This is a genomic window from Mameliella sp. CS4, from assembly GCF_019392335.1.
In the GTDB taxonomy this organism is placed as follows: domain Bacteria; phylum Pseudomonadota; class Alphaproteobacteria; order Rhodobacterales; family Rhodobacteraceae; genus Antarctobacter.
The window spans coordinates 22,527-43,175 of sequence record NZ_JAHXRQ010000021.1; the positions used below are offsets into that span (position 1 = coordinate 22,527).

Sequence of the window (20,649 nt, forward strand, 5' to 3'; positions counted from 1 at the left end):
GTGGATTTCCGGACATCGGGGGGTGGCGCCGGTCCGCGGCGCCACCCCGGTTTTCAGATCACTCGGGGCGGACGGTGGTCAGGACCGTGTGCTGGTCCGCACGCGGATCCATCGTCAGCCCGGCGCGAAGTGCCCAGGGGGTCACCTCGAAGTGCAGCGGCAGGATGGCGACGTCGTCGACCACGATCCGCGAGGCCTGGCGCAGCAGGGCGTCATGCTTGGCCGGTTCCACCGTCGACAGCGCCTCTTCGATGATCGCGTCCAGGTCGGGGTTCGAATAACGGCCCCGGTTGGTGCCGCCCAGGCCCTTGTCCTTGTCCTGCGAGGCGACCAGCGCGCGCAGCGGCGAAGCCATGCCCGCGCCCGAGGCGCCCCAGCCCGCCAGGTAAAGCGAGAACTCGTAATTGTTGCGGCGCGAGAAGAAGACAGACGCCGTCATGGCGTCGACCTCAGTCTGGATGCCCGCGCGGGTCAGCATCTGGGCCACGGCCTGAGCAATCTTGCTGTCGTTGATATAGCGGTCGTTCGGCGTGCCGATCACCAGCTTGAAACCGTCCGGATAGCCGGCATCAGCCAACAGACGCTTGGCCTCTTCCAGATCCGGCTCTTCCAGCGCGATGTCCGGATCCGTACCGCGCATGAAATCGGGGACAAGCTGGCGTGCGGGCACGGCCAGACCACCCATGATACGGTCCACGATCAGCGGGCGGTTGATCGCCAGCGAGATCGCCTTGCGCACGCGCAGGTCCTTCATCGGGTTCTTGCCGTCAGCGCCCTCGATGCCCGGGCTGGGTTCGCCGACATGGTCGAAATGCAGGTAGATCACCCGGCTGGAGGGCCCCTGCACCACGTTCACCTTGGGATCGTTGCGCAGGCGTTCGAGATCCTGCACCGGCGGTTTTTCGATCACGTCCACGTCGCCCGCCAGCAGCGCGGCGACGCGCGCGCCCGCATTGGTGATCGGGCGGATGGTGATCTGTTCCCAGTAGGGCGCGTCTCCCCAGTAGTCATCGTTGCGCGCCACGACCACGCTTTCACCCGGCGTGAAGGACACGAACTTGTAGGGCCCTGTGCCAATGGTGGCGGTGCCGTCGTTGTAGGCGTTGGAATCAAGATAGCTGTCAATGCCCGGGCAACCGTCCTTGCTGTATTCGACCGGCCCATTATGCCCGTTGGCAGAGGCCGAAACGACGCCGAAACTGGCAAAATCGGTCAGCAGCAGCGGATAGGGAACGGCGGTCGTGACCTCGATGGTCATATCGTCCGGCGCGGTGATCGTCTCTGCCGACTTGATGAATCCCGACATCGACGAGGGCGAGTTCGGCACGTTGGGAATGCGGCAGGCGGTATAAAGGAAATCGCGGGCGGTGAAATCGCCGCCATCGTGGAACTTGACCCCTTCACGCAGGTTGAAGGTCCAGGTCAGCCCGTCGTCCGAGGTTTCCCAACTTTCGGCCAGTTTGGGCACGATGGCCAGGCTGGCATCCTCGCCCACCAGCGCCTCGAACATGTGCTTTCGCGTGGCGTTGTTGGGCCCGAGATTGTGATACAACGGATCGACGGAACTGGGTTCAGAGGCGAACCCGGCGGTCAGCACCTGTGCAAAGGCCGGTTGGGCCACCGTGCCCAGCGCCAGAACGCCAAAGGACAACGCAGTGGCTGTCAAAGTCGTTTTCGTCATTGTCAGAGAACTCCCCTTGGAATGCGGCAAGGAGAGGGCATGCGCAACGACCGCGCAATCTTATGAAGGTACGGAAAAAGGGTATTCCGGATCGGAATGGGTGGTGTCCGCCAGGATCTCCAGCGGCAGGCCCAGCGTCTGGAACTTGCCACGGACCTCGGACAACAGGCAGTCGACAAAGGTCTGGGTGTCGGGACTGCGCTCTCGCCCGGCGTGCTCTACCAGGGCGACGGTATGGTGTACACGCGGCTCGAACGGGCGGATCGCCAGTTCGGCGGTGGCCGCGTAGCCCGCCATCATCCCGTTGACGACGGCCACGCCCAGCCCCTCTGCCGCGCAACGGCAGGCGGTGGCGACGTTCGAGGTCTCGATCCGGATGTCCGGGGTCAGACCTTCGCGCGAAAAGGCGTCTTCGATCAACTGGCGGGTCGGCTGCCGCCGCAACAGAAAGATCATCTTTTCACCCGCCATGTCCGCTGGCCGCACCAGCGGTTTTCCTGCCAGCGGGTGGTCGTGCCGCATCACTGCGCAACTGACCGTCCGAAAGAGAGGCGTCACCTGCAGTGTCGGATGCGACACCGGCAGGGCGACCACGGCAAATTCGGCCTCGCGTCGGACCATGACGTCGATGGCCGCCTCTGTCGTGCGCACGTCAAACCCGAACCGCACCTCGGGCTTGCGCGCCGCGAAAGCGCGCAGAACAGAGGGCACCAGCCCGTAAGACAGCGAGGGCACGGTGACAAAGACAAGCTCTGGGCTGGGTGCGGCGGCACGGGTGGACATGACTTCCAGCCGCGAAACCGCCTCGAGGATACCGCGCGCCTGCGCCAGGACCGCGCTGGCTTGCCGGGTCGGCGTCAGCCGCCCGTTGGCCCGCGTGAAGAGGTCAAACCCAAGGCGGGATTCGAACCGGCCCAGGATACGGCTGACCGCGGACTGGGTGATACCCAGTTCCCGCGCCGCCGCCGAGACGGAGCCGGAGCGCATGATCGCGTCGAAGACTTCCAGGTGCCGAAGATCCAACCGGGTCCATCCGTTTGAAAACCAACCGTTCCCGGCACTATCGGCCGGAAACCTCCCCGGCGCAACGGAGGGCAGGCACCTCAGACGGCCTTGTCGTCGGCGTCAAAGAAATGCAGCCGTTCCGGCGGTGCGATCAAGCCGATCCGGTCGCCTTCCCTGGCGGAGGTGTCGCCATCGGTCCGCACCGTGACCTGGCCCAAAGGCCCGCAGTCCACGATCAGGAAGGTATCGGCCCCAAGGTATTCCAGAACGTCGACGGTGCCGTCCATCATACCCTCACCCTCGGCGCCAATCCGGATATGTTCGGGCCGGATGCCCACCTTGACCGCCGGGTGATCGCCTTCGTAGACCCCACCCCGCGCGCCCTCCAGCGTAAAGCGGCCGTTGCCGGTGATACAGTCAAGCACGTTCATCTTGGGTGAGCCGATGAATTGCGCGACGAAGAGGTTGGCGGGCTTTTCGTACAGCTCTCGCGGGCTGCCGACCTGGGCGATCACGCCGAATTCCAGCACCACGATCCGGTCGGCCAGCGTCATCGCCTCGACCTGGTCATGGGTGACATAGATCATCGTGCGGGCCAGCGCCTTATGCAGCTTTGCGATTTCATAGCGCATCTCGACCCGCAGCGCGGCATCGAGGTTCGACAGGGGCTCATCGAACAGGAAGGCCGTCGGATCGCGCACGATCGAGCGCCCGATGGCCACCCGCTGCCGCTGGCCGCCCGACAGCGCCTTGGGGCGCCGGTCAAGGTAGGGTTCCAGTTTCAGCACCCGCGCGGCCTCATCCACCTTGGCCTTGATCTCGGATTTGGGCGCGCCGGCGGTCTTGAGCGAAAAGCCCATGTTCTCGCCCACCGACATGTGGGGGTAAAGCGCGTAGGACTGGAACACCATCGTCAGGCCGCGCTTGGACGGCGGATCGGCGGTCTTGTCCTGCCCGTCGATCAACAGCTTGCCCCGGCTGATTTCCTCAAGCCCGCCAATCATCCGCAAAAGCGTGGACTTGCCACAGCCCGAGGGGCCGACAAAGACCACGAACTCGCCATCCGCGATGGTCAGGTCGATGCCCTTGATCACCTGCAGGTCGCCGAACCACTTCTCGACCTTGTCCAGAGTTATCGCCCCCATCACGTCCTCCTTGCGCTGTCCGACGCCCAGGCCAGCCAGATTGCCGCCGTCCAGGTAAAATTGCGCCCACCCGCCGCTGCGCCGTCGCGTGGGTCGAAATACTCGGCAAAACCGTTTTCCGCGATCATGTCGCGCGTATTGAAACGCAGCGCCTCGGCCCGGTCTTCATGGCCCGCCTCATGCAGGCCGGTGGCGATCAGCATGTTCATCATCGCCCAGACCGGCCCGCGCCAGTAGCGTTTCGGTTCATAGGACGGATGCGCCGGATCGGTGGAGGGGACGTAGTAACGGGTTGTCCCGGCAATCCGGTCGAAATGCCCCTGCATCCGGTCGCCGCCCACCCCGGCGTACCACGCCAGGAAAGAGGCGTTCGACACAACGCCCGTATGCTGCCCCGACCGGATGTCGAGACAATCATAGCTGCCAAGCTCGGCATTCCAGAGCCGCTCGCTGCCGCCCTCCATCTCACCGATCCAGCCGTCCAGCTCATCCGTGGGCAAGCCCATCCGCTCTGCCAGCACCCGCAGGTCACGGGTGGACCTGAGCAGGGTAAAGGTCATCGTCGGATCGGCGACGCGAAAGGGCGTGATCTCGCGCAGATGCGCCTCGTCCCAACCACATTCCGCCCCCAGTTTCACCAGGTAGAGATAGCGGTCATAGTCCCAGCGGCGCGGGCGTTCTTCTTCGACCACATGGGTCGTGTCGCGGCGATAATACTGCTCGATCCCTTCGGGTTCGATGGCGGCAAAGGGGCCGTCCCAGTCGGGGCAGTTGTCGCGGCCCGTCTCCCAAGGGTGGGTAACGACGATGGCCCCGCCCTCGTTGCGCCAGGTCATGAACCAGCGGTGCCAGTCGATCAGCCCGGGCACCAGCGCCCGCGCCCGATCCTCGAACGCGTTGTCCATGTCCAGCAGCCAGCGGGCAAAGGTCGCCGCGATGGGCGGCTGCGAGATGCCCGAGGACGGGATAGGCCCCACACCGCGCCAGATGTCAGGACCGGGGAAATAGCTGGGGTCGACCTTGTGAAACAGGATATGCGGGACCATGCCATTGGACCACTGCCCGCTCATCAGCGTCTCGATCTCTGTCCAGGCGCGATCCATGTCGTGTTCGGCAAAACCGATGGCGGCAAAGACGCTGTCCCAGTTCCACTGGTAGGGATACAGCCCTGCGGTGGGCACGGTATAGCCGCCCCGGTCATTGCCTTTGAGGATGGCACGGGCCTCTTCGTCTCGTGTCGTCATCCCTTGACGCTCCCGGCCGTCAGGCCCTTGGTCATGAACCGCTCCAGCCCCAGGAACAGCGCCATGATCGGCACGGTGGCCACCACCGCGCCCGCCATGAGGTGCTGTCGCGGGATCTCGGACGAGTTGAGCGAGGCGATGCCGCGCGTGAGGGTAAACTTCGACGGATCGTCCAGCAGCATGAAGGCCAGCAGAAACTCATTCCAGGCGATCATGAAGACATAGAGCGAGACGCTTGCCAGCGCCGGCAGCGACAGCGGCAGGGTGATCTTCCAGATCACCGCCAGCCGCGACAGCCCGTCCATCAGCCCGGCCTCTTCAACCTCGGCCGGAAGGCCACGGAAATAGCCCTGCAACATGTAAAGGGCGACCGGGATGGTGGTGACGGGATAGATCAGCACGATCCCGAAGATCGTGTTGCGCAGGCCGGTCATCGAAAAGGCGATGTAGATCGGCAAGGCCAGAACGATCATCGGGACCATGTAGATCAGCAGGATCGAGCGCGAAAAGGCCGCCCGCCCCCGGAACCGCAGCCGCGCCACCGCGTAGGCGCCGGGGATCGAAAAGGCCAGCGTTAACAGTACCGTCAGCACTGACACATAGAAGGAGGTCCAGAGGTAGCTGCCGAAGTTGAAGTCGGCGAAAAGCTCGACATAGCTGCGGAACAGGCCCCAGCCCTGCGACAGGTCGATGGTGAAATCCAGCGGGTTCTGGATCAGCTCCGACTGGTTCTTAAGGCTCGTCATCACCATCACGTAAAACGGGATGGCGACGATGGCGGTGAAGAAGATATAGCCAAACCCGGTCAGGAAGCGGATCACCGCCTCTTCGAACTCGTGCCGGGTCAGCGCGCCCATGCCGGGCAGACGCCCCAGGATCACATGCAGCGACCAGCCCGTCGCCAGCCCCAGCGCCCCGCTGCCGACCAGTTTCCACAGGGTCGAGGCCGACTCTCCCGACGCGACGGGGCCAATACCGATCACCGCCAGCAGGACAAAGGCCACACCCGCCGCCAGGGAGGCGATCCCCTGTCCCGGGCGCAGCGCAACAAGTCCCAGCCCCAGCGCCGCCCCCCAGAAAAGGGACCACAGGCCCGCCGGCCTGAACGGATCGCCGGTGGCAAAGGACATCAGCACCGCCAGTGTCGTCGCCAGAACGAACAGCCAGAGCGCGCCCAGGACCGGGCCAGTGACATAGCCGAAACGCAGCGCACTCATAGGCCTTCCTCCTGGCTGACATAGCGGAAGAACAGGATCGAAAAGAGCACGAGACAGCAAAAGACCACCACCGCGACCGCCGCCCCTGCCCCGATGTTCGAGATGGCAAAGGCCTGTTCGTAGACATTGACCGTCAGGGTCCGGGTGCCCGCGTTGCCCCCGGTCAGCAGGAAGATGTCGTCGAACTTGTTGAAGGTCCAGATGAAGCGCAGAAGGAACAGCACACTGAGAATGCCCAGCAGTTGCGGCAGCGACAGGTACCAGAACTTCTGGAAGGGCGACGCGCCGTCCATGTCGGCGGCCTCGTACATGTCGGTGTCGATCGACTGCATCCGCGCCAGGATGAACAGGAAGGACAGCGGGAAATAGCGCCAGATCTCAAAGACCGTGACCATGATCAGCGCCAAGGGCCTGTCGCCAAAGAAATTGATGCTGGAGCTGGTGACTCCCATCTGGATCAAAAGCGCGTTGGCCGAGCCGGAAAAGGGATCGAACAGGATGATCCAGGCAAAGGCCACGGCGATCACCGGGGCGACATAGGGAAACAGGTAGAGCCCACGCAGGATGCCCTGACCGCGAAATTCCTTGTTCAGCAACATGGCCGCGAACAGACCAAAGATCAGCGCCCCCAGCGTGCCGAAGACGGTGTAGAAGAGCGTCACCCCCAGCACGCCCCAGAACTCGTCCCCGCTAAAGATACGGTCGAAGTTTTCCAGCGTGAAATCGAAGTTCGTCAGGATGTTGGTGCTGCGCCCGGTCATACGGGGGTCGCTGCCCTCGGCGGCCTCTTCAGCGGTGTCCTCATCCCCTTGCAGCGCCACGAAGATCTCGACCTCGTCGCGTCCGCCGCCATCAAGATCGCCAAGATCACAGGTGAAATCGGCCCCGTCGAAGGTACAGCGCGGGTCGGCTGTCACGACGCTCAGGCTGTCGGGCAGACTGTCCGACAGCGTGACACCGGTGATCGGCTCCGATTGCGAGGAGTTGCGGACACGGTATTGCAGGCGCAGCTCGTCACCAGAGCCGCGCAGGCTCTCGCGGACCACGGGCGCGGGCGGACGCAGGTCCGCCAGGCCGATGGGTTTGAAGCTGATCCAGAAGATCGCCAGCAGTGGCAGGACAACCACCGCCGAGACGATGGCCAGCGTCGGCAACAAAAGCCCCCAGGCCAGCCGCGCCTCGCGTTTCAGGAGGGGGCCAGTGCCCCTTGGCGGCCCCGAGGCCGGTCCGGTGCTGTCGCTCATGTCGCAGTCCCCCCTATCGGACGCTGGCCTGGGGCCAGGTCCGCGCGGGCGGCGGACCCAAGGCCCGCCGCCCGAAGGTCCGGCATCACTCGATGTCGGCCAATTCCTCGTTCATCTTCTTGACCGCGTCGGGACCAGAGATGTTGCCGTCGATGTATTCGCGGACGACACGGTTGACCGTCTGGCTGTTGATGATCTTGGAGGCCAGCGCCAGCTGACCGTCCTTGACGCCCCAGCGCTGCGCCACGTCCAGCCCGCCGACGATCTCGTCGATCATCGCGTCGGCGTAAAGCTCGCTCAGCGGCGCCTTGCGGTCCACGCCCACGTCCAGCTTGGACCAGGCATCGACAAAGGCGGTCGGGTCGTCCTGGGTGCCGCGCCGGACCGGGAACTTGCCCTCGGGCGCGATGGACAGCGTCTGGGTATAGCCGGTGTCCATCGAATACTTGATAAATTCCTGGGCGTCGTCGAAATCCGCGTCGGCGGTGATGCCGAAATAGCGGATGTCGCCCCAGGCCGCGCCATCGGGGTTGGACGGACCGGCAAAGTTGGTCACGATCCCGGTCATCGAGGCCAGCGCCGAAGAGGTCGGGTCCTCGTTGATCGTCGGCGGCGCGCTGTCGCGCAGGCCGGCCAGTTCGTCCAGGATAAAGGGCGACCAGATGATCATCGCCGCGTCGCCTGCGAAATACAGGCTGCGCGACTGATCCCAGTACAGCTCACCGTCGGGCGAGGCATCGGCCAGCACCTTGTAGAACTCCAGCACCTCGATGGTCTTCTTCTCGTCGAAGCCGGTGAACCCCTCGGGACCCACGGGCGTCGCACCATTGGCGAGGAAGACATGCTCCAGCACCTGGCTCATGAAGTTTTCATCCACCTTGGTGGCGGCGACAAAGCCGAACATCTCGGGCGGGTTGTGCAGCGCCTCGATGGCGGCGGTCACGGCGGCATAGGTGGTGGGCGGCGCCAATCCCGCCTCGTCGAACAGGTCCTTGCGGTAGACGATCATCTGCGTCCAGCCATCCACCGGAACACTGGCCCATCCGTCATCAGTCTTGGCCATGTCCAGCGCGCCGGGGGCAAAAGTGCTGGTGCCCAGCGCGTCGATCACCTCGGTCGCGGCCTCGGCATCCAGAATACCCGCCTCGACCCAGGGCAGTGCGTATTGCAACGTATGATAGATCACGTCCGGCAGATCGCCGGCGGCAAAGGCCGCGGTGGCGCGCGTGCCCAGATCGGATTCGGACACAGGGATCACCTCGACCCCGATCCCGGTTTCCGCCTCGAAGGCCTCGGCCATCTCCTTCTGCTTGGCCAGCCGCTCGGGCTGTTCCTCGGTTGTCCAGAACCGGATATCCGCCGCAGCAGAGCCCGCGCCCAGCGCAAGGCCAAGCGCCGCAGTCGTCAGAAGACGGGATAAAGTGTTTGGTGATTTGATGGGCATTTCGCACCTCCCAATGCGCTTTGATTCTTATCGGTCGTTTTCCATGACCTACTCCAGTTGTAGCGATTTTTCTAGCGTGGCGTCGATTACTCGGGCAGCACATCAACCAGCAGCCCCTTAATATTGCTCGAAAATTAGGCAAACGCTTGCGGCGGGCAATGTCAGGCCCGCAAGGCTGCCGCGCTCTGCGGCGCAGCATTTCGTGCCGGAAAATGTCAGGTTTTCAGCCCCAATCGCCTCTCCGTTCGCGCAGGTTTTTTGCAGGGTTCCCAAAGCGCTTGCAGCCCCCACTCGGCGCGCCTCGCCCCATGACCGGCTTCATCCTGCAACCGCCCGGTGGGCCGCCTCTCCTTGCGTATTCCGGCCTGCGTATTACTCTGCCCGTCAAGGAGGCCAGAATGACACCCTCGCCCGCAGATGATCCGATGCATCCCGTCAGCGAAGACACCTGGCGGGACGTCATCGCCGCGATGGACCGCACCTATTCAGAGCTGGTCGACTACCAGGAGTTGCTGGAAAAGCAGAACCGCGAGCTGGACGAGATGCGCCAGTTCATGGCCTCGGTCCTGTCATCCATGTCCGACCTGCTGATCGTCGTGGACAAGAACCGCACCATCGAACGCACAGGCGGCGCCATCGAAAAGATCTTGGGCGCGACAGCTGCAAGCAGCGGGACCTCCCTTGGCGATCTGCTGGAGGATGGTGACAAGGACGGCCTGCTGGCCGCGGTCGACAAGGTGATGCTGAGCCGCGAACCCACGACGGTCGAGGCCCGCTTCCTGACCGGCGACGGCGCCACGCCGCTGGAAATCAGCGTCAGTCCCCGGCTCGACCAGCGCGGACGCAGCCGGGGCGTTGTCCTGGTCGGGCGCCCGCTGGGCGAATTGCGCAATGCCTACATGGAGCTGGAGGCCAGCCACGAGGCGCTGCAACAAGCGCAGACACAGCTTGTCCGCAACGAAAAGCTGGCATCGCTGGGCCGCCTTGTCGCCGGGGTGGCACATGAGCTGAACAACCCGATCAGCTTTGTCTATGCCAACACCCACGGTTTGGAAAAATACACCAAGCGGTTCGAAACCTATTTCGAGGCCGTCCAGGCCGGCAAGAGCCGCCCGGAGCTGGTCGCGCTGCGGGACGAACTCAAGCTGGAAAAGACCGTGCGTAACCTGCGCACCGCGATCGACGGCGCCAAGGACGGCGCCGAACGGGTCCGCGACATCGTCGACGACCTGCGTCGCCTCAGCGCGGACGGCACCGGCGAACGGTCGGCCTTCGACATGATGGCCACCACGCGGATTGCCGCGGATTGGGTGGTGCGCACCTCGCGGACCGCCGTCCAGATCACCTTTGACGACGATGCCCGGCGGCTGGCCTGGGGCAATCCCGGCCATGTCCAGCAAATCGTCATGAACCTGGTGCAGAACGCCATCGACGCCCTGTCCGACACCGGCACACCCACCCTGCGCCTGCACGTCCTGGAGCGAGACGATCAGGTGCTGTTGCGGGTGATCGACAATGGCCCGGGCATCCCCGAGGCGATCGCCGGGTCGATCTTCGACCCGTTCTTCACCACCAAACAGGTCGGCAAGGGCACCGGGCTAGGCCTGTCCATTTCGCACAAGATCGCCGAAGAACATGGCGGGGCGCTGACGCTGGCCTATACCGGCCCCGAGGGCAGCTGCTTTGAACTGGCCCTGCCGACAGAGGGACACGCATGAACATTTTGTGGCTGCAATCCGCGGGCTGTGGCGGCTGTACCATGTCGCTGCTTTGCGCGGAATCCCCCGGCGTGCTGGACCTTCTGCGCGACGCCGGTCTGTCGTTCCTCTGGCATCCTGCGCTGTCCGAACAGACCGGCGCCGAGGTGCGCGCCCTGCTGGCCGGGATCGAGGACGGCAGCCAGACGCTTGACATCCTCTGTGTCGAAGGGTCGATCCTGACCGGCCCCAAGGGTACGGGCCGGTTCCAGATGCTGTCGGGCACCGGGCGATCCATGCTGGACTGGGTCAGGTCATTGGCGCCCCTCGCCGAACAGGTGGTCGCCGTGGGAACCTGCGCGACCTACGGCGGCATGACCTCGGCAGGCGGCAATCCCGCCGGGGCCGTCGGCCTGCAATACGACGGCAGCTATCCCGGCGGCGCTCTGCCCGCCGACTTTCGCGCCCGTTCGGGCATGCCGGTCATCAACGTCGCGGGCTGCCCGACGCATCCCGACTGGGTGACGGAAACCCTGCTGCTGATCGCGGGCGGCGAAATGAGCCATGACGCGCTGGACGCGCTGGGGCGGCCGCTGTTTTATGCCGAACACCTTGTCCACCACGCCTGCCCGAAAAACGAGTTCTACGAATACAAGGCCAGCGCCGAGAAACCCGGTCAGCTGGGCTGCATGATGGAACACATGGGCTGTGTCGGCACGCAGGCGGTGGGCGATTGCAATATTCGCGGCTGGAACGGCGGCAGCTGCTGCACCCGGGCGGGCTATGCCTGTATCAACTGCACTGCGCCGGAATTCGAGGAACCGCACCACCCCTTCACCGAGACGCCCAAATTCGCGGGCATCCCCGTCGGCCTGCCCTCTGACATGCCCAAGGCCTGGTTCATGGCGCTCGCCTCACTGTCCAAGGCGGCCACGCCCAAGCGACTGGCCGAGAACGCTGTGGCCGACCGGATCGAAGTGCCACCCACTCTGCGGACGGGGCGCAAATGACAGAGCGTTCACTGCTGGTCGGGCCGTTCAACCGTGTCGAGGGCGATCTGGAAATCCGGCTGGAAATCAAGGACGGGCGCGTGGCGCAGGCCTATGCCAATTCGCCCATGTTCCGCGGGTTCGAGATCATGATGCTGGGCAAATCGCCGATGGACGCGCTGACGATCACGCCGCGCATCTGCGGGATCTGTTCGATCAGCCAGTCCTCTGCCGCCTCGGCGGCGCTTGGGTCGATGGCCGGCCTGCCGCCCGCGCCGCAGGGGGCGCTGGCCGCCGCGATCATGCACGGGGTCGAAAACCTCTGCGATCACCTGACCCATTTCAACCTGTTCTTCTGCGCCGACTTCGCCCGCGCCGCCTATGCCGGGAGGCCCTGGCATGACCGGGCCGTGACGCGCTTTACCGCGATGGAAGGCTCCGCCGTGCGCGCCTGCGTCGAGGCCCGCGCCCAGATCCTGCACATTGTCGGTCTGCTTGGGGGCAAGTGGCCGCATACGCTGGCGATCCAGCCCGGCGGCGTGACACGCGCGCCCACGCCCCGGGACCGCATCCGCATGACCAGCACCCTGGCCGCCTTTCGCCGCTACCTTGAGGGCACGCTGTTCGGCGCCCCGATCGAGGATTTCGCCGGGCTGACACGTGCCGCCGACCTGACCGGATGGACGCTGGGCGATGCGGGCCTGTTCATGGAAATCGCCGAGGATCTGGGCCTGGCCGACATGGGGCACGGGTCGGGGCGGTTCCTGTCCTTCGGCGCCTACCCGCAGCCAGAAGGCCGCGCCTTTGCTGCCGGGACCTGGGACAATGGCACGCTTGGCACTGTCGATACGGCCGAGATCCGCGAGGATCTCAGTCACGCCTGGATGCTGGGCGAGGCGCGCCACCCGACCGAGGGCCGGACCGACCCCGACGAAGACATGCAGGCCCCCGCCTACAGCTGGTGCAAGGCGCCGCGCCTTGCGGGCCGCACCGTCGAAACCGGCGCCCTGGCCCGGCAGGTGATCGACGGCCACCCCGCCGCGCGCGATCTTGCCGCCGGTGGTGCCAACGTCCGGGCTCGGGTCGCCGGGCGCCTTCTGGAAATCGCGCGCACGCAGATCCTGCTGGAAGGCTGGGTCTCGGCGCTGCAGACAGACGCTCCTTTCATCACCGATGTCGCCCTGCCGGACGCGGGCAGCGGCGAAGGCCTGGTCGAAGCGGCGCGCGGCGCGCTGGGTCACTGGATCAAGGTCGAGAAGGGACGGATTGCCGGTTACCAGATCGTCGCGCCGACAACCTGGAATTTCAGCCCTCGCGACGCCGCTGGCACTCCCGGCCCCGTCGAGGCCGCGCTGGAGGGCGCGCCGGTCGGACCGGGCGAGGAAACCCCATTGTCGGTGCAGCACATCGTGCGCAGTTTCGACCCCTGCATGGTCTGCACGGTCCATTGACCGGCACCCTGCGCATCCGCGTGCGCGGCCAGGTGCAGGGCGTCGGGTTCCGCCCCTTCATCTGGCAACTAGCGCACCGGTTGGGCATTCGGGGCGACGTGCTGAATGACCCTGAGGGCGTGCTGATCCATGCCGAAGGCCCGCATATCGACCGCTTTGTCGCCGCGATCACCGCCGAGGCGCCACCGCTTGCCCGTGTCGATGCAGTGGAAACGACGGCTTATGCCTTCGACACCCCGCCCACCGGTTTCGAGATTGCCGCCAGCCAGGGCAGCGGCGCAGAGACCCGTGTCACGCCGGATGCCGCGACCTGCCCCGATTGTCTTGCCGATATCCGGGGCGATGACCCGCGCCGAAGGGGATACGCCTTTACCAACTGCACCCATTGCGGCCCGCGTTTCACGATCCTGAACGGCCTGCCCTACGACCGGGCGCGCACGACGATGGCGGGTTTTGAGATGTGCGCACACTGCGCCGCCGAATATGCCGATCCCGGCGACCGCCGCTTTCACGCGCAACCCGTGGCCTGCGCCCTGTGTGGCCCGAAACTGGCCTTCGAAGATGCGGACGGTACGCACGTCGATGCCATCGCGGCGGCGGCCCGCGCTCTGCTGGACGGGGCGATTCTGGCGATCAAGGGGCTGGGCGGGTTCCACCTGTGCTGCGACGCCACAAATTCCGAAGCCATCGAACAGCTGCGCATCCGCAAACACCGCCCGGCCAAGCCGCTGGCGCTGATGGGCCGATGGGAAGACATAGACCGCCACGCCCGGCCTGACGCCGAAGAACGCGCGGTGCTGGGGTCTGCCGCGGCGCCCATCGTCCTGTTGGCCAAGGGCGATCCCCTGCCCCATGCCCTGGCCCCCGGCCAAAACCACCTTGGCTGGATGCTGCCCTATACGCCGCTGCACCACCTGCTTCTGGATGCCGTTTCCCGGCCGCTGGTCATGACCTCGGGCAACCTGTCCGGCGAGCCGCAGGTGATCGCCAACGCCGAGGCCCGGGACAAGCTGGGCGGGATTGCAGACGCGATCCTGGACCATGACCGCGACATCGCCCGCAGGCTGGACGACAGCGTGATGCGGCTCACGCCCGAGGGACCGATGATCCTGCGCCGGGCGCGCGGCATGGTGCCGGACACCCTGCCCCTTCCCGAAGGGTTCGACGACGCTCCGCAGGTCGTGGCCTATGGAGGCCAGATGAAATCCGCGCTCTGCCTGCTCAAGAACGGCCAGGCGCTGCTGGGCCACCACCTGGGCGAGCTGGACGAGGCGCTGACGCTGGAGGCTTTCCTGCAGGCCGATGCGGATTACGCGGCGCTGTTCAACCATCGCCCCGATGTAGTGGCCGTCGACCTGCACCCGGATTTCCAGGCCACACGACACGGCGAGGCCCGCGCACGTGACGAGGGCCTGGCGCTGGAACCGGTGCAGCATCACCACGCCCATCTGGCCGCCTGCATGGCCGAGAACGGGCACGCTCTGACCGGCGGACGGGTCGCGGGGATTGTGCTGGACGGGCTGGGGCTTGGCCCGGATGGCACGGTCTGGGGCGGGGAATTGCTGTTGGGCGACTACACGGGCTTTGACCGCCGCGCCTGGTTGACGCCCGCGCCGCTGATCGGCGGCGACCGCGCCCAGGCAGAGCCCTGGCGCAATGCGCTGGTCCGGCTGGACCAGGCAGGGCTGTCGGACTGGGCGGACCAGTTGTTCGGGGACAAGCCGCTGGAAATCGCCCGGATGGCCGCCAGCAAGGGGCTGAACGCCCCGCAAAGCTCCAGCGCCGGGCGGCTCTTCGATGCGGTGGCCGCGGTTCTGGGCATCTGCCCGGACGGCCAAAGCTACGAGGGTGAGGCCGCCATGCGGTTGGAGGCGCTGGCATCGGAGCATGAGTGTCCGCCGGTCCCATTGGATCACGGCGCCTCGGGGGTTGACCCGGCCCCCCTGTTCCACCGCCTGCGCGCCGACCTATCCGCAGGTGCCAGCAAGGCTGACTGCGCCGCGCTGTTCCACAACAGCCTCGCCCATGCCTTTGCCCGGGAGGCCCGCGCGCTGGTCGAGGCCGGAGAGGCAGACCATGTCGCGCTCAGCGGCGGATGCTTTCAGAACGCGCGCCTGCTGCGCGACACGCTGGAGGCGCTGGGGATGGACCGGACCCGCGTCTACCTGCACCACCGCACACCCGCCAATGACGGCGGGCTGGCGCTCGGACAGGCGGTGATCGCCGCCGCCCGCCACAGGCTCCGCCGGTAAGCCCGGTGCCACCCGGCGCCACGGGCCGGTAAAGACCTATCCGCCCGGCCCGCCTTCGACTGCAGGGAAAACTGCCCTAACCCCATAGCCGCAAAGCAGGAATCGCGCCGACCGCGATCCGGTGCTTTTTTGCAGCCTTTGCCCCCGCCCCTGCGCGATCAAGAGGATGGAGACATCCCATCGGCGGCACCCGCCGTCCGGATCAATGGCGGAGGAGACAGACTTGGCCGAGATAGAAACCTTTTACGACGTGATGCGCCGGCAGGGGATCACCCGCCGTAGCTTCATGAAATATTGCGCGCTGACGGCAAGCGCCCTGGGCCTTGGCCCTGCCTTCGTGCCGAAGATCGCCAATGCGATGGAAACCAAGCCACGCACCCCCGTGATCTGGGTGCACGGGTTGGAATGCACCTGCTGTTCCGAAAGCTTCATCCGCTCGGCCCACCCGCTGGCCAAGGATGTGGTGCTGTCGATGATCAGCCTAGATTACGACGACACGCTGATGGCGGCCGCAGGCCACGCCGCAGAGGCCGCCTTTGAGGAGACGATCGAGAAGTACAGGGGCAACTACATCCTCGCCGTCGAGGGCAACCCGCCCCTGAACGAGGACGGGATGTTCTGCATTTCCGGCGGCAAACCTTTCGTCGAAAAGCTGAAATACGCCGCCAAGGATGCCAAGGCGATCATCAGCTGGGGCGCCTGCGCCTCTTACGGTTGCGTGCAGGCGGCCAAGCCCAACCCGACGCAGGCGACCCCGGTGCACAAGGTCATCACCGACAAGCCGATCATCAAGGTGCCCGGCTGCCCGCCCATCGCCGAGGTCATGACCGGCGTCATCACCTACATGCTGACCTTCGACCGCCTGCCCGAGCTTGACCGGCAGGGGCGCCCGGCGATGTTCTACGGCCAGCGCATCCACGACAAATGCTATCGCCGTCCGCATTTCGACGCCGGCCAGTTCGTCGAGGAATGGGACGACGACGGCGCGCGCAAGGGCTATTGCCTTTACAAGATGGGCTGCAAGGGCCCGACCACCTACAACGCCTGTTCCACCGTGCGCTGGAACGAAGGCGTGAGTTTCCCCATCCAGTCCGGCCACGGCTGCATCGGCTGTTCCGAGGACGGGTTCTGGGACCAGGGCACCTTTTATGACCGGGTGACGGACCTGACCCAGTTTGGCGTGGAAAAGAACGCCGACCAGATCGGCCTTGCCGCAGCGGGCGTCGTCGGTGGCGGCATCGCCCTGCATGCCGCTGTCTCGGCGCTGAAATCCGCGCAGAGCAAGGCACAGAAATCCCCCAGCAAAACCAACGAGGAGGCCTGACGCATGGTCGTGCAGACACCCAACGGCTTCAGCCTTGACGACAGCGGCCAGCGCATCGTGGTCGACCCCGTCACCCGCATCGAGGGCCACATGCGCTGCGAGGTCAACGTCGACGACGAGGGCATCATCCGCAACGCGGTTTCCACCGGCACCATGTGGCGGGGGCTCGAGGTCATTCTCAAGGGCCGCGACCCGCGCGACGCATGGGCCTTTACCGAGCGGATCTGCGGCGTCTGCACCGGCACCCATGCGCTGACCTCGGTGCGCGCGGTGGAGGATGCGCTGGGGATCACCATCCCCGACAATGCCAATTCCATCCGCAACATCATGCAGCTGAACCTGCAGATTCACGATCACGTTGTGCATTTTTACCATCTGCACGCCCTGGACTGGGTCAACCCGGTGAACGCATTGCGCGCCGACCCCAAGGCCACGTCCGAGCTGCAGCAGGCGGTTTCTCCGTCGCACCCGCTTTCCTCCCCGGGGTACTTCCGCGACGTGCAGAACCGCCTGAAGCAATTCGTCGAAAGCGGCCAGCTGGGCCTGTTCAAGAACGGCTACTGGGACAACCCGGCCTACCTGCTGCCGCCAGAGGCGGACCTGATGGCCACCACCCACTACCTGGAGGCGCTGGACCTGCAAAAAGAGATCGTGAAGGTCCACACGATCTTTGGCGGCAAGAACCCGCATCCCAACTGGCTGGTGGGCGGCGTGCCCTGCCCGATCAACGTGCATTCCACAGGTGCTGTGGGCGCGATCAACATGGAACGCCTGAACCTTGTCAGCTCGATCATCGAGAAATGCATCGAGTTCAACAAGAACGTCTACCTGCCCGATGTTGTGGCCATCGGCGGGTTCTACAAGAACTGGCTGTACGGCGGCGGTTTGTCCTCGCAGGCTTGCCTGGCCTATGGCGACATCCCCGAACATCCCAACGATTTCTCGCCCGACCAGCTGCACCTTCCGCGCGGCGCCATCATCGGCGGCGACCTGTCGACCGTGCATGACGTCGACCCGCGCGACCCGGAGCAGATCCAGGAATACGTGGATCACTCGTGGTACGAATACGGCGAGGCGGGCAAGGGGCTGCACCCCTGGGACGGTGTCACCGAGGCCAAGTTCGAGCTGGGGCCGAACCTGAAGGGCACCCGCACCAATATCGAGCAGATCGACGAAGGCGCGAAATACAGCTGGATCAAGGCCCCGCGCTGGAAGGGCCACGCGATGGAGGTCGGGCCGCTGGCGCGTTACGTCGTGGGCTATGCCAAGGGCCACGAGGAGATCTCGGACCAGGTCAACGGGTTGCTGAGAACGATGGACCTGCCGGTCGAGGCGCTTTTCTCGACCCTGGGCCGCACGGCGGCGCGGGCGCTGGAATCCGAATATTGCGGGCGGCTGCAAAAGTACTTTTTCGACAAGCTGGTGACCAACATCAAGAACGGCGACGAAAGCACCGCGAACGTGGCCAAGTGGGATCCCTCGACCTGGCCGAAAGAGGCCAAGGGCGTGGGCATGACAGAGGCCCCGCGCGGCGCTCTGGGCCACTGGATCCGGATCAAGGACGGGCGCATCGAGAACTATCAATGCGTGGTGCCCACCACCTGGAACGGCTCTCCGCGCGACAGCAAAGGCAACATCGGGGCCTTCGAGGCCAGCCTGATGAACACCAAGATGGAACGCCCCGAAGAGCCGGTGGAAATCCTGCGCACCCTGCACAGCTTCGACCCCTGCCTGGCCTGTTCGACCCATGTCATGTCCGAAGACGGTGATGAGCTGACCACCGTCAAGGTTCGCTGAAGGAAGGAAAGACCCATGAAACGACTTGTGACCCTGCTGACCCTCCTTCCCGGTGCCGCGCTGGCCCACGGTGGCCATGCCCCGGTGCCGGAGGCAGCGCATGGAATGACGCATGCCGCGCCCCTGCTGGGCGCTGCGCTGATCGTGGTCGCGCTGGCGCTGCTGATCCACAAGCGGTGGACGTCATGAACTTTGAGGCCACGCAAAGGCCGGACCCGGCCGTCCCCCTGACGGGGGACGCGACCGAGGCGGATCTGGCCACGATCACGCGCAATACCTCGGTCTATGTCTACGAGGCGCCTGTGCGGCTCTGGCACTGGATCAACGCGGCGGCGATCCTTGTGCTCTGCGTCACCGGCTACTTGATCGGCTCGCCCCTGCCCAGCGTCGACATGGGCGAGGCCACACACCAGTTCCTGTTCGGCTACATCCGTTTTGCCCATTTCGCGGCGGCGATGATCATGACCGTGGGCTTCTTCGGGCGCATCTACTGGGCCTTCGTCGGCAACTCGCATTCGCGGCAACTGTTCCGCCTGCCGATCTGGAACCGCCACTGGTGGTCCGAGGTGGTGGACGAGGCCAAGTGGTACGCCTTTCTCAAGAAGCGACCCAAGAAATACGTCGGTCACAACCCGCTGGCCCAGATCGCCATGTTCCTTTTCATGACGCTTGGCATGAGCTTCATGATCCTCACCGGTTTCTCGATCTATGCCGAGGCCGAAGGATATGGCAGCCTGCTGGACACGATCTTCGGCCCCCTGCGCGATCTCGTGGGCGGCAGCCATGTCATGCACCAACTGCACCACCTGGGCATGTGGGCCATCGTCGTTTTCGTGATGATCCACATCTATGCCGCCGTCCGCGAAGACATCATGTCCCGGCAGTCGATGGTCTCGACCATCATCTCGGGGACACGCACCTTCAAGGACGACGATCCGACCTGATCCCGGCAGATCGTCAGTTCCTGGAAAGCGGGCGCCTGGCGCCCGCTTTTTTGATGGATGGCAGTCATCCAAAATCACCCCATACCGGAAACCGATCTTTCACCTCGACCTTTCAGCCCACCACGCGTGACAAGGAAACCCCCTTGTTTTCATGGCGTTCATAAATTGCACTGAAATTCATCTTTTTTGCAGCCCGCAGCCGCGATGGTAAGTTACCCTGCACCAAAGCCCCGGATGGAAAGCTGACTGGCATCCGGGTGAGGGAGGGACAGATGGCATCAAACGTGCTGGTCATGGGCATTGGCAACGTGCTCTGGGCGGACGAGGGCTTTGGCGTGCGCTGCGTCGAGCACCTGGCGCAGAACTGGGCACTGCCCGCAGAGATCACCCTGTTGGACGGGGGCACGCAGGGGCTTTACCTGCTGCCCTTCCTTGAACAGGCCGACACGTTGATCGTGTTCGACGCTGTGGACTACGGGCTGGCCCCCGGCACGCTCAAGATCGTCGAGGGCGACGCGGTTCCCCGCTTCATGGGGGCCAAGAAGATGTCCCTGCACCAGACCGGCTTTCAGGACGTGATCGCCACCGCACAGCTGATGGGCTACTGCCCGCCCTCGCTCCTGCTGATCGGCTGCCAGCCCGAAGAGCTCGAGGATTACGGCGGCGGGTTGCGCCTGATCGTGGCCGCCCAGATCGAACCGGCGGTGACGGTTGCGCTGGACCGGTTGGCCGACATGGGGATCACGGTCGTCCCGGGCCGGACCCAGAGCAACCTGCTGGCGGACCCCTCGATCATGCAGGACGCCTATGAGACCGGCCGCCCCACCGAGGAAGAGGCCTGCCGCATCGGCGACGACCGTTTCTTTCAGGCCGTGGACTAAGGTCATGTGCGTCGGCCTCCCCCTTTGTATCCGCGCCATCGACGGCATCGCCGCCACGGCCTCCAACGGCGAAGAGTCGGAACTGATCGACCTGTCCCTGACGCCAGAGGCGCGCCCCGGCGACTGGGTGCTGACCTTTCTCGGCGCCGCGCGCGAGGTCATTTCCGCCGATGAGGCACAAAAGATCACCGCAGCGCTGAACGGGCTGCGCGCGGTCATGCAGGGCGGCGGCCCGGGCGATGCCTTTGCCGACATCGAGGCCAAAGGCCCGCAATTGCCCCCCCACCTTCAGGCCGCGCTGGACGCGGGCCGCACAACCGGTTGAGGACCCAAG

At 65.1% G+C, this 20,649-nt stretch carries 17 protein-coding genes; 10 read left to right on the plus strand and 7 right to left on the minus strand.

Annotated features, from left to right (window positions below; all coding sequences use genetic code 11):
- Positions 1-58: 58 nt before the first annotated feature.
- From KZZ07_RS20585 to KZZ07_RS20615, 7 genes are all read right to left on the minus strand, one after another.
- On the minus strand, positions 59-1,681 hold the full coding sequence (locus KZZ07_RS20585; protein WP_219516831.1) for an ABC transporter substrate-binding protein: 1,623 nt from the start codon (positions 1,679-1,681) through the stop codon (positions 59-61).
- Positions 1,682-1,741: 60 nt separating this feature from the next.
- Entirely contained in the window at positions 1,742-2,704 is a 963-nt protein-coding gene (locus KZZ07_RS20590) for a LysR family transcriptional regulator (RefSeq protein ID WP_219516832.1), read from the minus strand.
- Positions 2,705-2,784: 80 nt separating this feature from the next.
- Positions 2,785-3,831, minus strand: coding sequence for an ABC transporter ATP-binding protein (locus tag KZZ07_RS20595; RefSeq protein WP_219516833.1), 1,047 nt, complete (start codon positions 3,829-3,831; stop codon positions 2,785-2,787).
- A complete protein-coding gene (locus tag KZZ07_RS20600; protein WP_219516834.1) occupies positions 3,831-5,075 on the minus strand; it encodes an MGH1-like glycoside hydrolase domain-containing protein in 1,245 nt (414 codons plus the stop codon). Before KZZ07_RS20600 ends, KZZ07_RS20595 begins: the two co-directional genes overlap by 1 nt.
- Positions 5,072-6,292: a carbohydrate ABC transporter permease gene (locus tag KZZ07_RS20605; RefSeq protein WP_219516835.1), complete on the minus strand. Its 1,221-nt coding sequence runs from the start codon at positions 6,290-6,292 to the stop codon at positions 5,072-5,074. The genes KZZ07_RS20600 and KZZ07_RS20605 overlap by 4 nt, the downstream gene beginning before the upstream one ends.
- Positions 6,289-7,536, minus strand: a complete 1,248-nt coding sequence (locus tag KZZ07_RS20610; protein ID WP_219516837.1) for a sugar ABC transporter permease — start codon at positions 7,534-7,536, stop codon at positions 6,289-6,291. The genes KZZ07_RS20605 and KZZ07_RS20610 overlap by 4 nt, the downstream gene beginning before the upstream one ends.
- Before the next feature lie 85 nt (positions 7,537-7,621).
- On the minus strand, positions 7,622-8,980 hold the full coding sequence (locus KZZ07_RS20615) for an ABC transporter substrate-binding protein (protein ID WP_219516839.1): 1,359 nt from the start codon (positions 8,978-8,980) through the stop codon (positions 7,622-7,624).
- 398 nt (positions 8,981-9,378) lie between these two features.
- On the opposite strand from KZZ07_RS20615, the gene KZZ07_RS20620 reads away from it, so the two are divergent.
- The 10 genes from KZZ07_RS20620 to KZZ07_RS20660 all read left to right on the plus strand — a co-directional run bounded on the left by KZZ07_RS20620 (position 9,379) and on the right by KZZ07_RS20660 (position 20,640).
- Positions 9,379-10,698: a sensor histidine kinase gene (locus tag KZZ07_RS20620; protein WP_219516842.1), complete on the plus strand. Its 1,320-nt coding sequence runs from the start codon at positions 9,379-9,381 to the stop codon at positions 10,696-10,698.
- Positions 10,695-11,687 (plus strand): NADH-quinone oxidoreductase subunit B family protein, encoded by a 993-nt coding sequence (locus tag KZZ07_RS20625; protein ID WP_219516844.1) that lies wholly within the window; start codon positions 10,695-10,697, stop codon positions 11,685-11,687. The genes KZZ07_RS20620 and KZZ07_RS20625 overlap by 4 nt, the downstream gene beginning before the upstream one ends.
- Positions 11,684-13,117 carry a nickel-dependent hydrogenase large subunit gene (locus KZZ07_RS27810; protein WP_255564492.1) on the plus strand — a complete coding sequence of 478 codons (1,434 nt, stop codon included), beginning with the start codon at positions 11,684-11,686 and terminating at the stop codon, positions 13,115-13,117. The genes KZZ07_RS20625 and KZZ07_RS27810 overlap by 4 nt, the downstream gene beginning before the upstream one ends.
- Positions 13,114-15,369, plus strand: coding sequence for a carbamoyltransferase HypF (gene hypF / locus KZZ07_RS20630; RefSeq protein ID WP_255564493.1), 2,256 nt, complete (start codon positions 13,114-13,116; stop codon positions 15,367-15,369). Before KZZ07_RS27810 ends, hypF begins: the two co-directional genes overlap by 4 nt.
- A 223-nt stretch (positions 15,370-15,592) precedes the next feature.
- The gene (locus KZZ07_RS20635; protein WP_219516846.1) at positions 15,593-16,693 is read left to right on the plus strand and encodes a hydrogenase small subunit; all 1,101 of its coding nucleotides are present in this window, start codon (positions 15,593-15,595) and stop codon (positions 16,691-16,693) included.
- Between the two features lie 3 nt (positions 16,694-16,696).
- Positions 16,697-18,490, plus strand: coding sequence for a nickel-dependent hydrogenase large subunit (locus tag KZZ07_RS20640; RefSeq protein ID WP_219516847.1), 1,794 nt, complete (start codon positions 16,697-16,699; stop codon positions 18,488-18,490).
- Between the two features lie 15 nt (positions 18,491-18,505).
- Positions 18,506-18,679, plus strand: coding sequence for a hypothetical protein (locus KZZ07_RS20645; protein WP_219516848.1), 174 nt, complete (start codon positions 18,506-18,508; stop codon positions 18,677-18,679).
- Positions 18,676-19,434, plus strand: coding sequence for a Ni/Fe-hydrogenase, b-type cytochrome subunit (gene cybH / locus KZZ07_RS20650; RefSeq protein ID WP_219516849.1), 759 nt, complete (start codon positions 18,676-18,678; stop codon positions 19,432-19,434). Before KZZ07_RS20645 ends, cybH begins: the two co-directional genes overlap by 4 nt.
- 272 nt (positions 19,435-19,706) lie before the next feature.
- Complete coding sequence (locus KZZ07_RS20655) at positions 19,707-20,315, plus strand: HyaD/HybD family hydrogenase maturation endopeptidase (RefSeq protein ID WP_219516850.1); 609 nt, start codon at positions 19,707-19,709, stop codon at positions 20,313-20,315.
- A gap of 4 nt (positions 20,316-20,319) precedes the next feature.
- Positions 20,320-20,640, plus strand: a complete 321-nt coding sequence (locus tag KZZ07_RS20660) for a HypC/HybG/HupF family hydrogenase formation chaperone (RefSeq protein ID WP_219516853.1) — start codon at positions 20,320-20,322, stop codon at positions 20,638-20,640.
- The last annotated feature ends 9 nt before the right edge of the window (positions 20,641-20,649 follow it).

What these genes read in the sequence shown, in the direction of transcription:
- KZZ07_RS20585 (WP_219516831.1), bottom strand. Translation starts at nt 1,681, where the DNA reads ATGACGAAAACGACTTTGACAGCCACTGCGTTGTCCTTTGGCGTTCTG.
- KZZ07_RS20595 (WP_219516833.1), bottom strand. Translation starts at nt 3,831, where the DNA reads ATGGGGGCGATAACTCTGGACAAGGTCGAGAAGTGGTTCGGCGACCTG.
- KZZ07_RS20600 (WP_219516834.1), bottom strand. Translation starts at nt 5,075, where the DNA reads ATGACGACACGAGACGAAGAGGCCCGTGCCATCCTCAAAGGCAATGAC.
- KZZ07_RS20605 (WP_219516835.1), bottom strand. Translation starts at nt 6,292, where the DNA reads ATGAGTGCGCTGCGTTTCGGCTATGTCACTGGCCCGGTCCTGGGCGCG.
- KZZ07_RS20610 (WP_219516837.1), bottom strand. Translation starts at nt 7,536, where the DNA reads ATGAGCGACAGCACCGGACCGGCCTCGGGGCCGCCAAGGGGCACTGGC.
- KZZ07_RS20615 (WP_219516839.1), bottom strand. Translation starts at nt 8,980, where the DNA reads ATGCCCATCAAATCACCAAACACTTTATCCCGTCTTCTGACGACTGCG.
- KZZ07_RS20620 (WP_219516842.1), top strand. Translation starts at nt 9,379, where the DNA reads ATGACACCCTCGCCCGCAGATGATCCGATGCATCCCGTCAGCGAAGAC.
- KZZ07_RS20625 (WP_219516844.1), top strand. Translation starts at nt 10,695, where the DNA reads ATGAACATTTTGTGGCTGCAATCCGCGGGCTGTGGCGGCTGTACCATG.
- KZZ07_RS27810 (WP_255564492.1), top strand. Translation starts at nt 11,684, where the DNA reads ATGACAGAGCGTTCACTGCTGGTCGGGCCGTTCAACCGTGTCGAGGGC.
- KZZ07_RS20640 (WP_219516847.1), top strand. Translation starts at nt 16,697, where the DNA reads ATGGTCGTGCAGACACCCAACGGCTTCAGCCTTGACGACAGCGGCCAG.
- KZZ07_RS20645 (WP_219516848.1), top strand. Translation starts at nt 18,506, where the DNA reads ATGAAACGACTTGTGACCCTGCTGACCCTCCTTCCCGGTGCCGCGCTG.
- cybH (WP_219516849.1), top strand. Translation starts at nt 18,676, where the DNA reads ATGAACTTTGAGGCCACGCAAAGGCCGGACCCGGCCGTCCCCCTGACG.
- KZZ07_RS20655 (WP_219516850.1), top strand. Translation starts at nt 19,707, where the DNA reads ATGGCATCAAACGTGCTGGTCATGGGCATTGGCAACGTGCTCTGGGCG.
- KZZ07_RS20660 (WP_219516853.1), top strand. Translation starts at nt 20,320, where the DNA reads ATGTGCGTCGGCCTCCCCCTTTGTATCCGCGCCATCGACGGCATCGCC.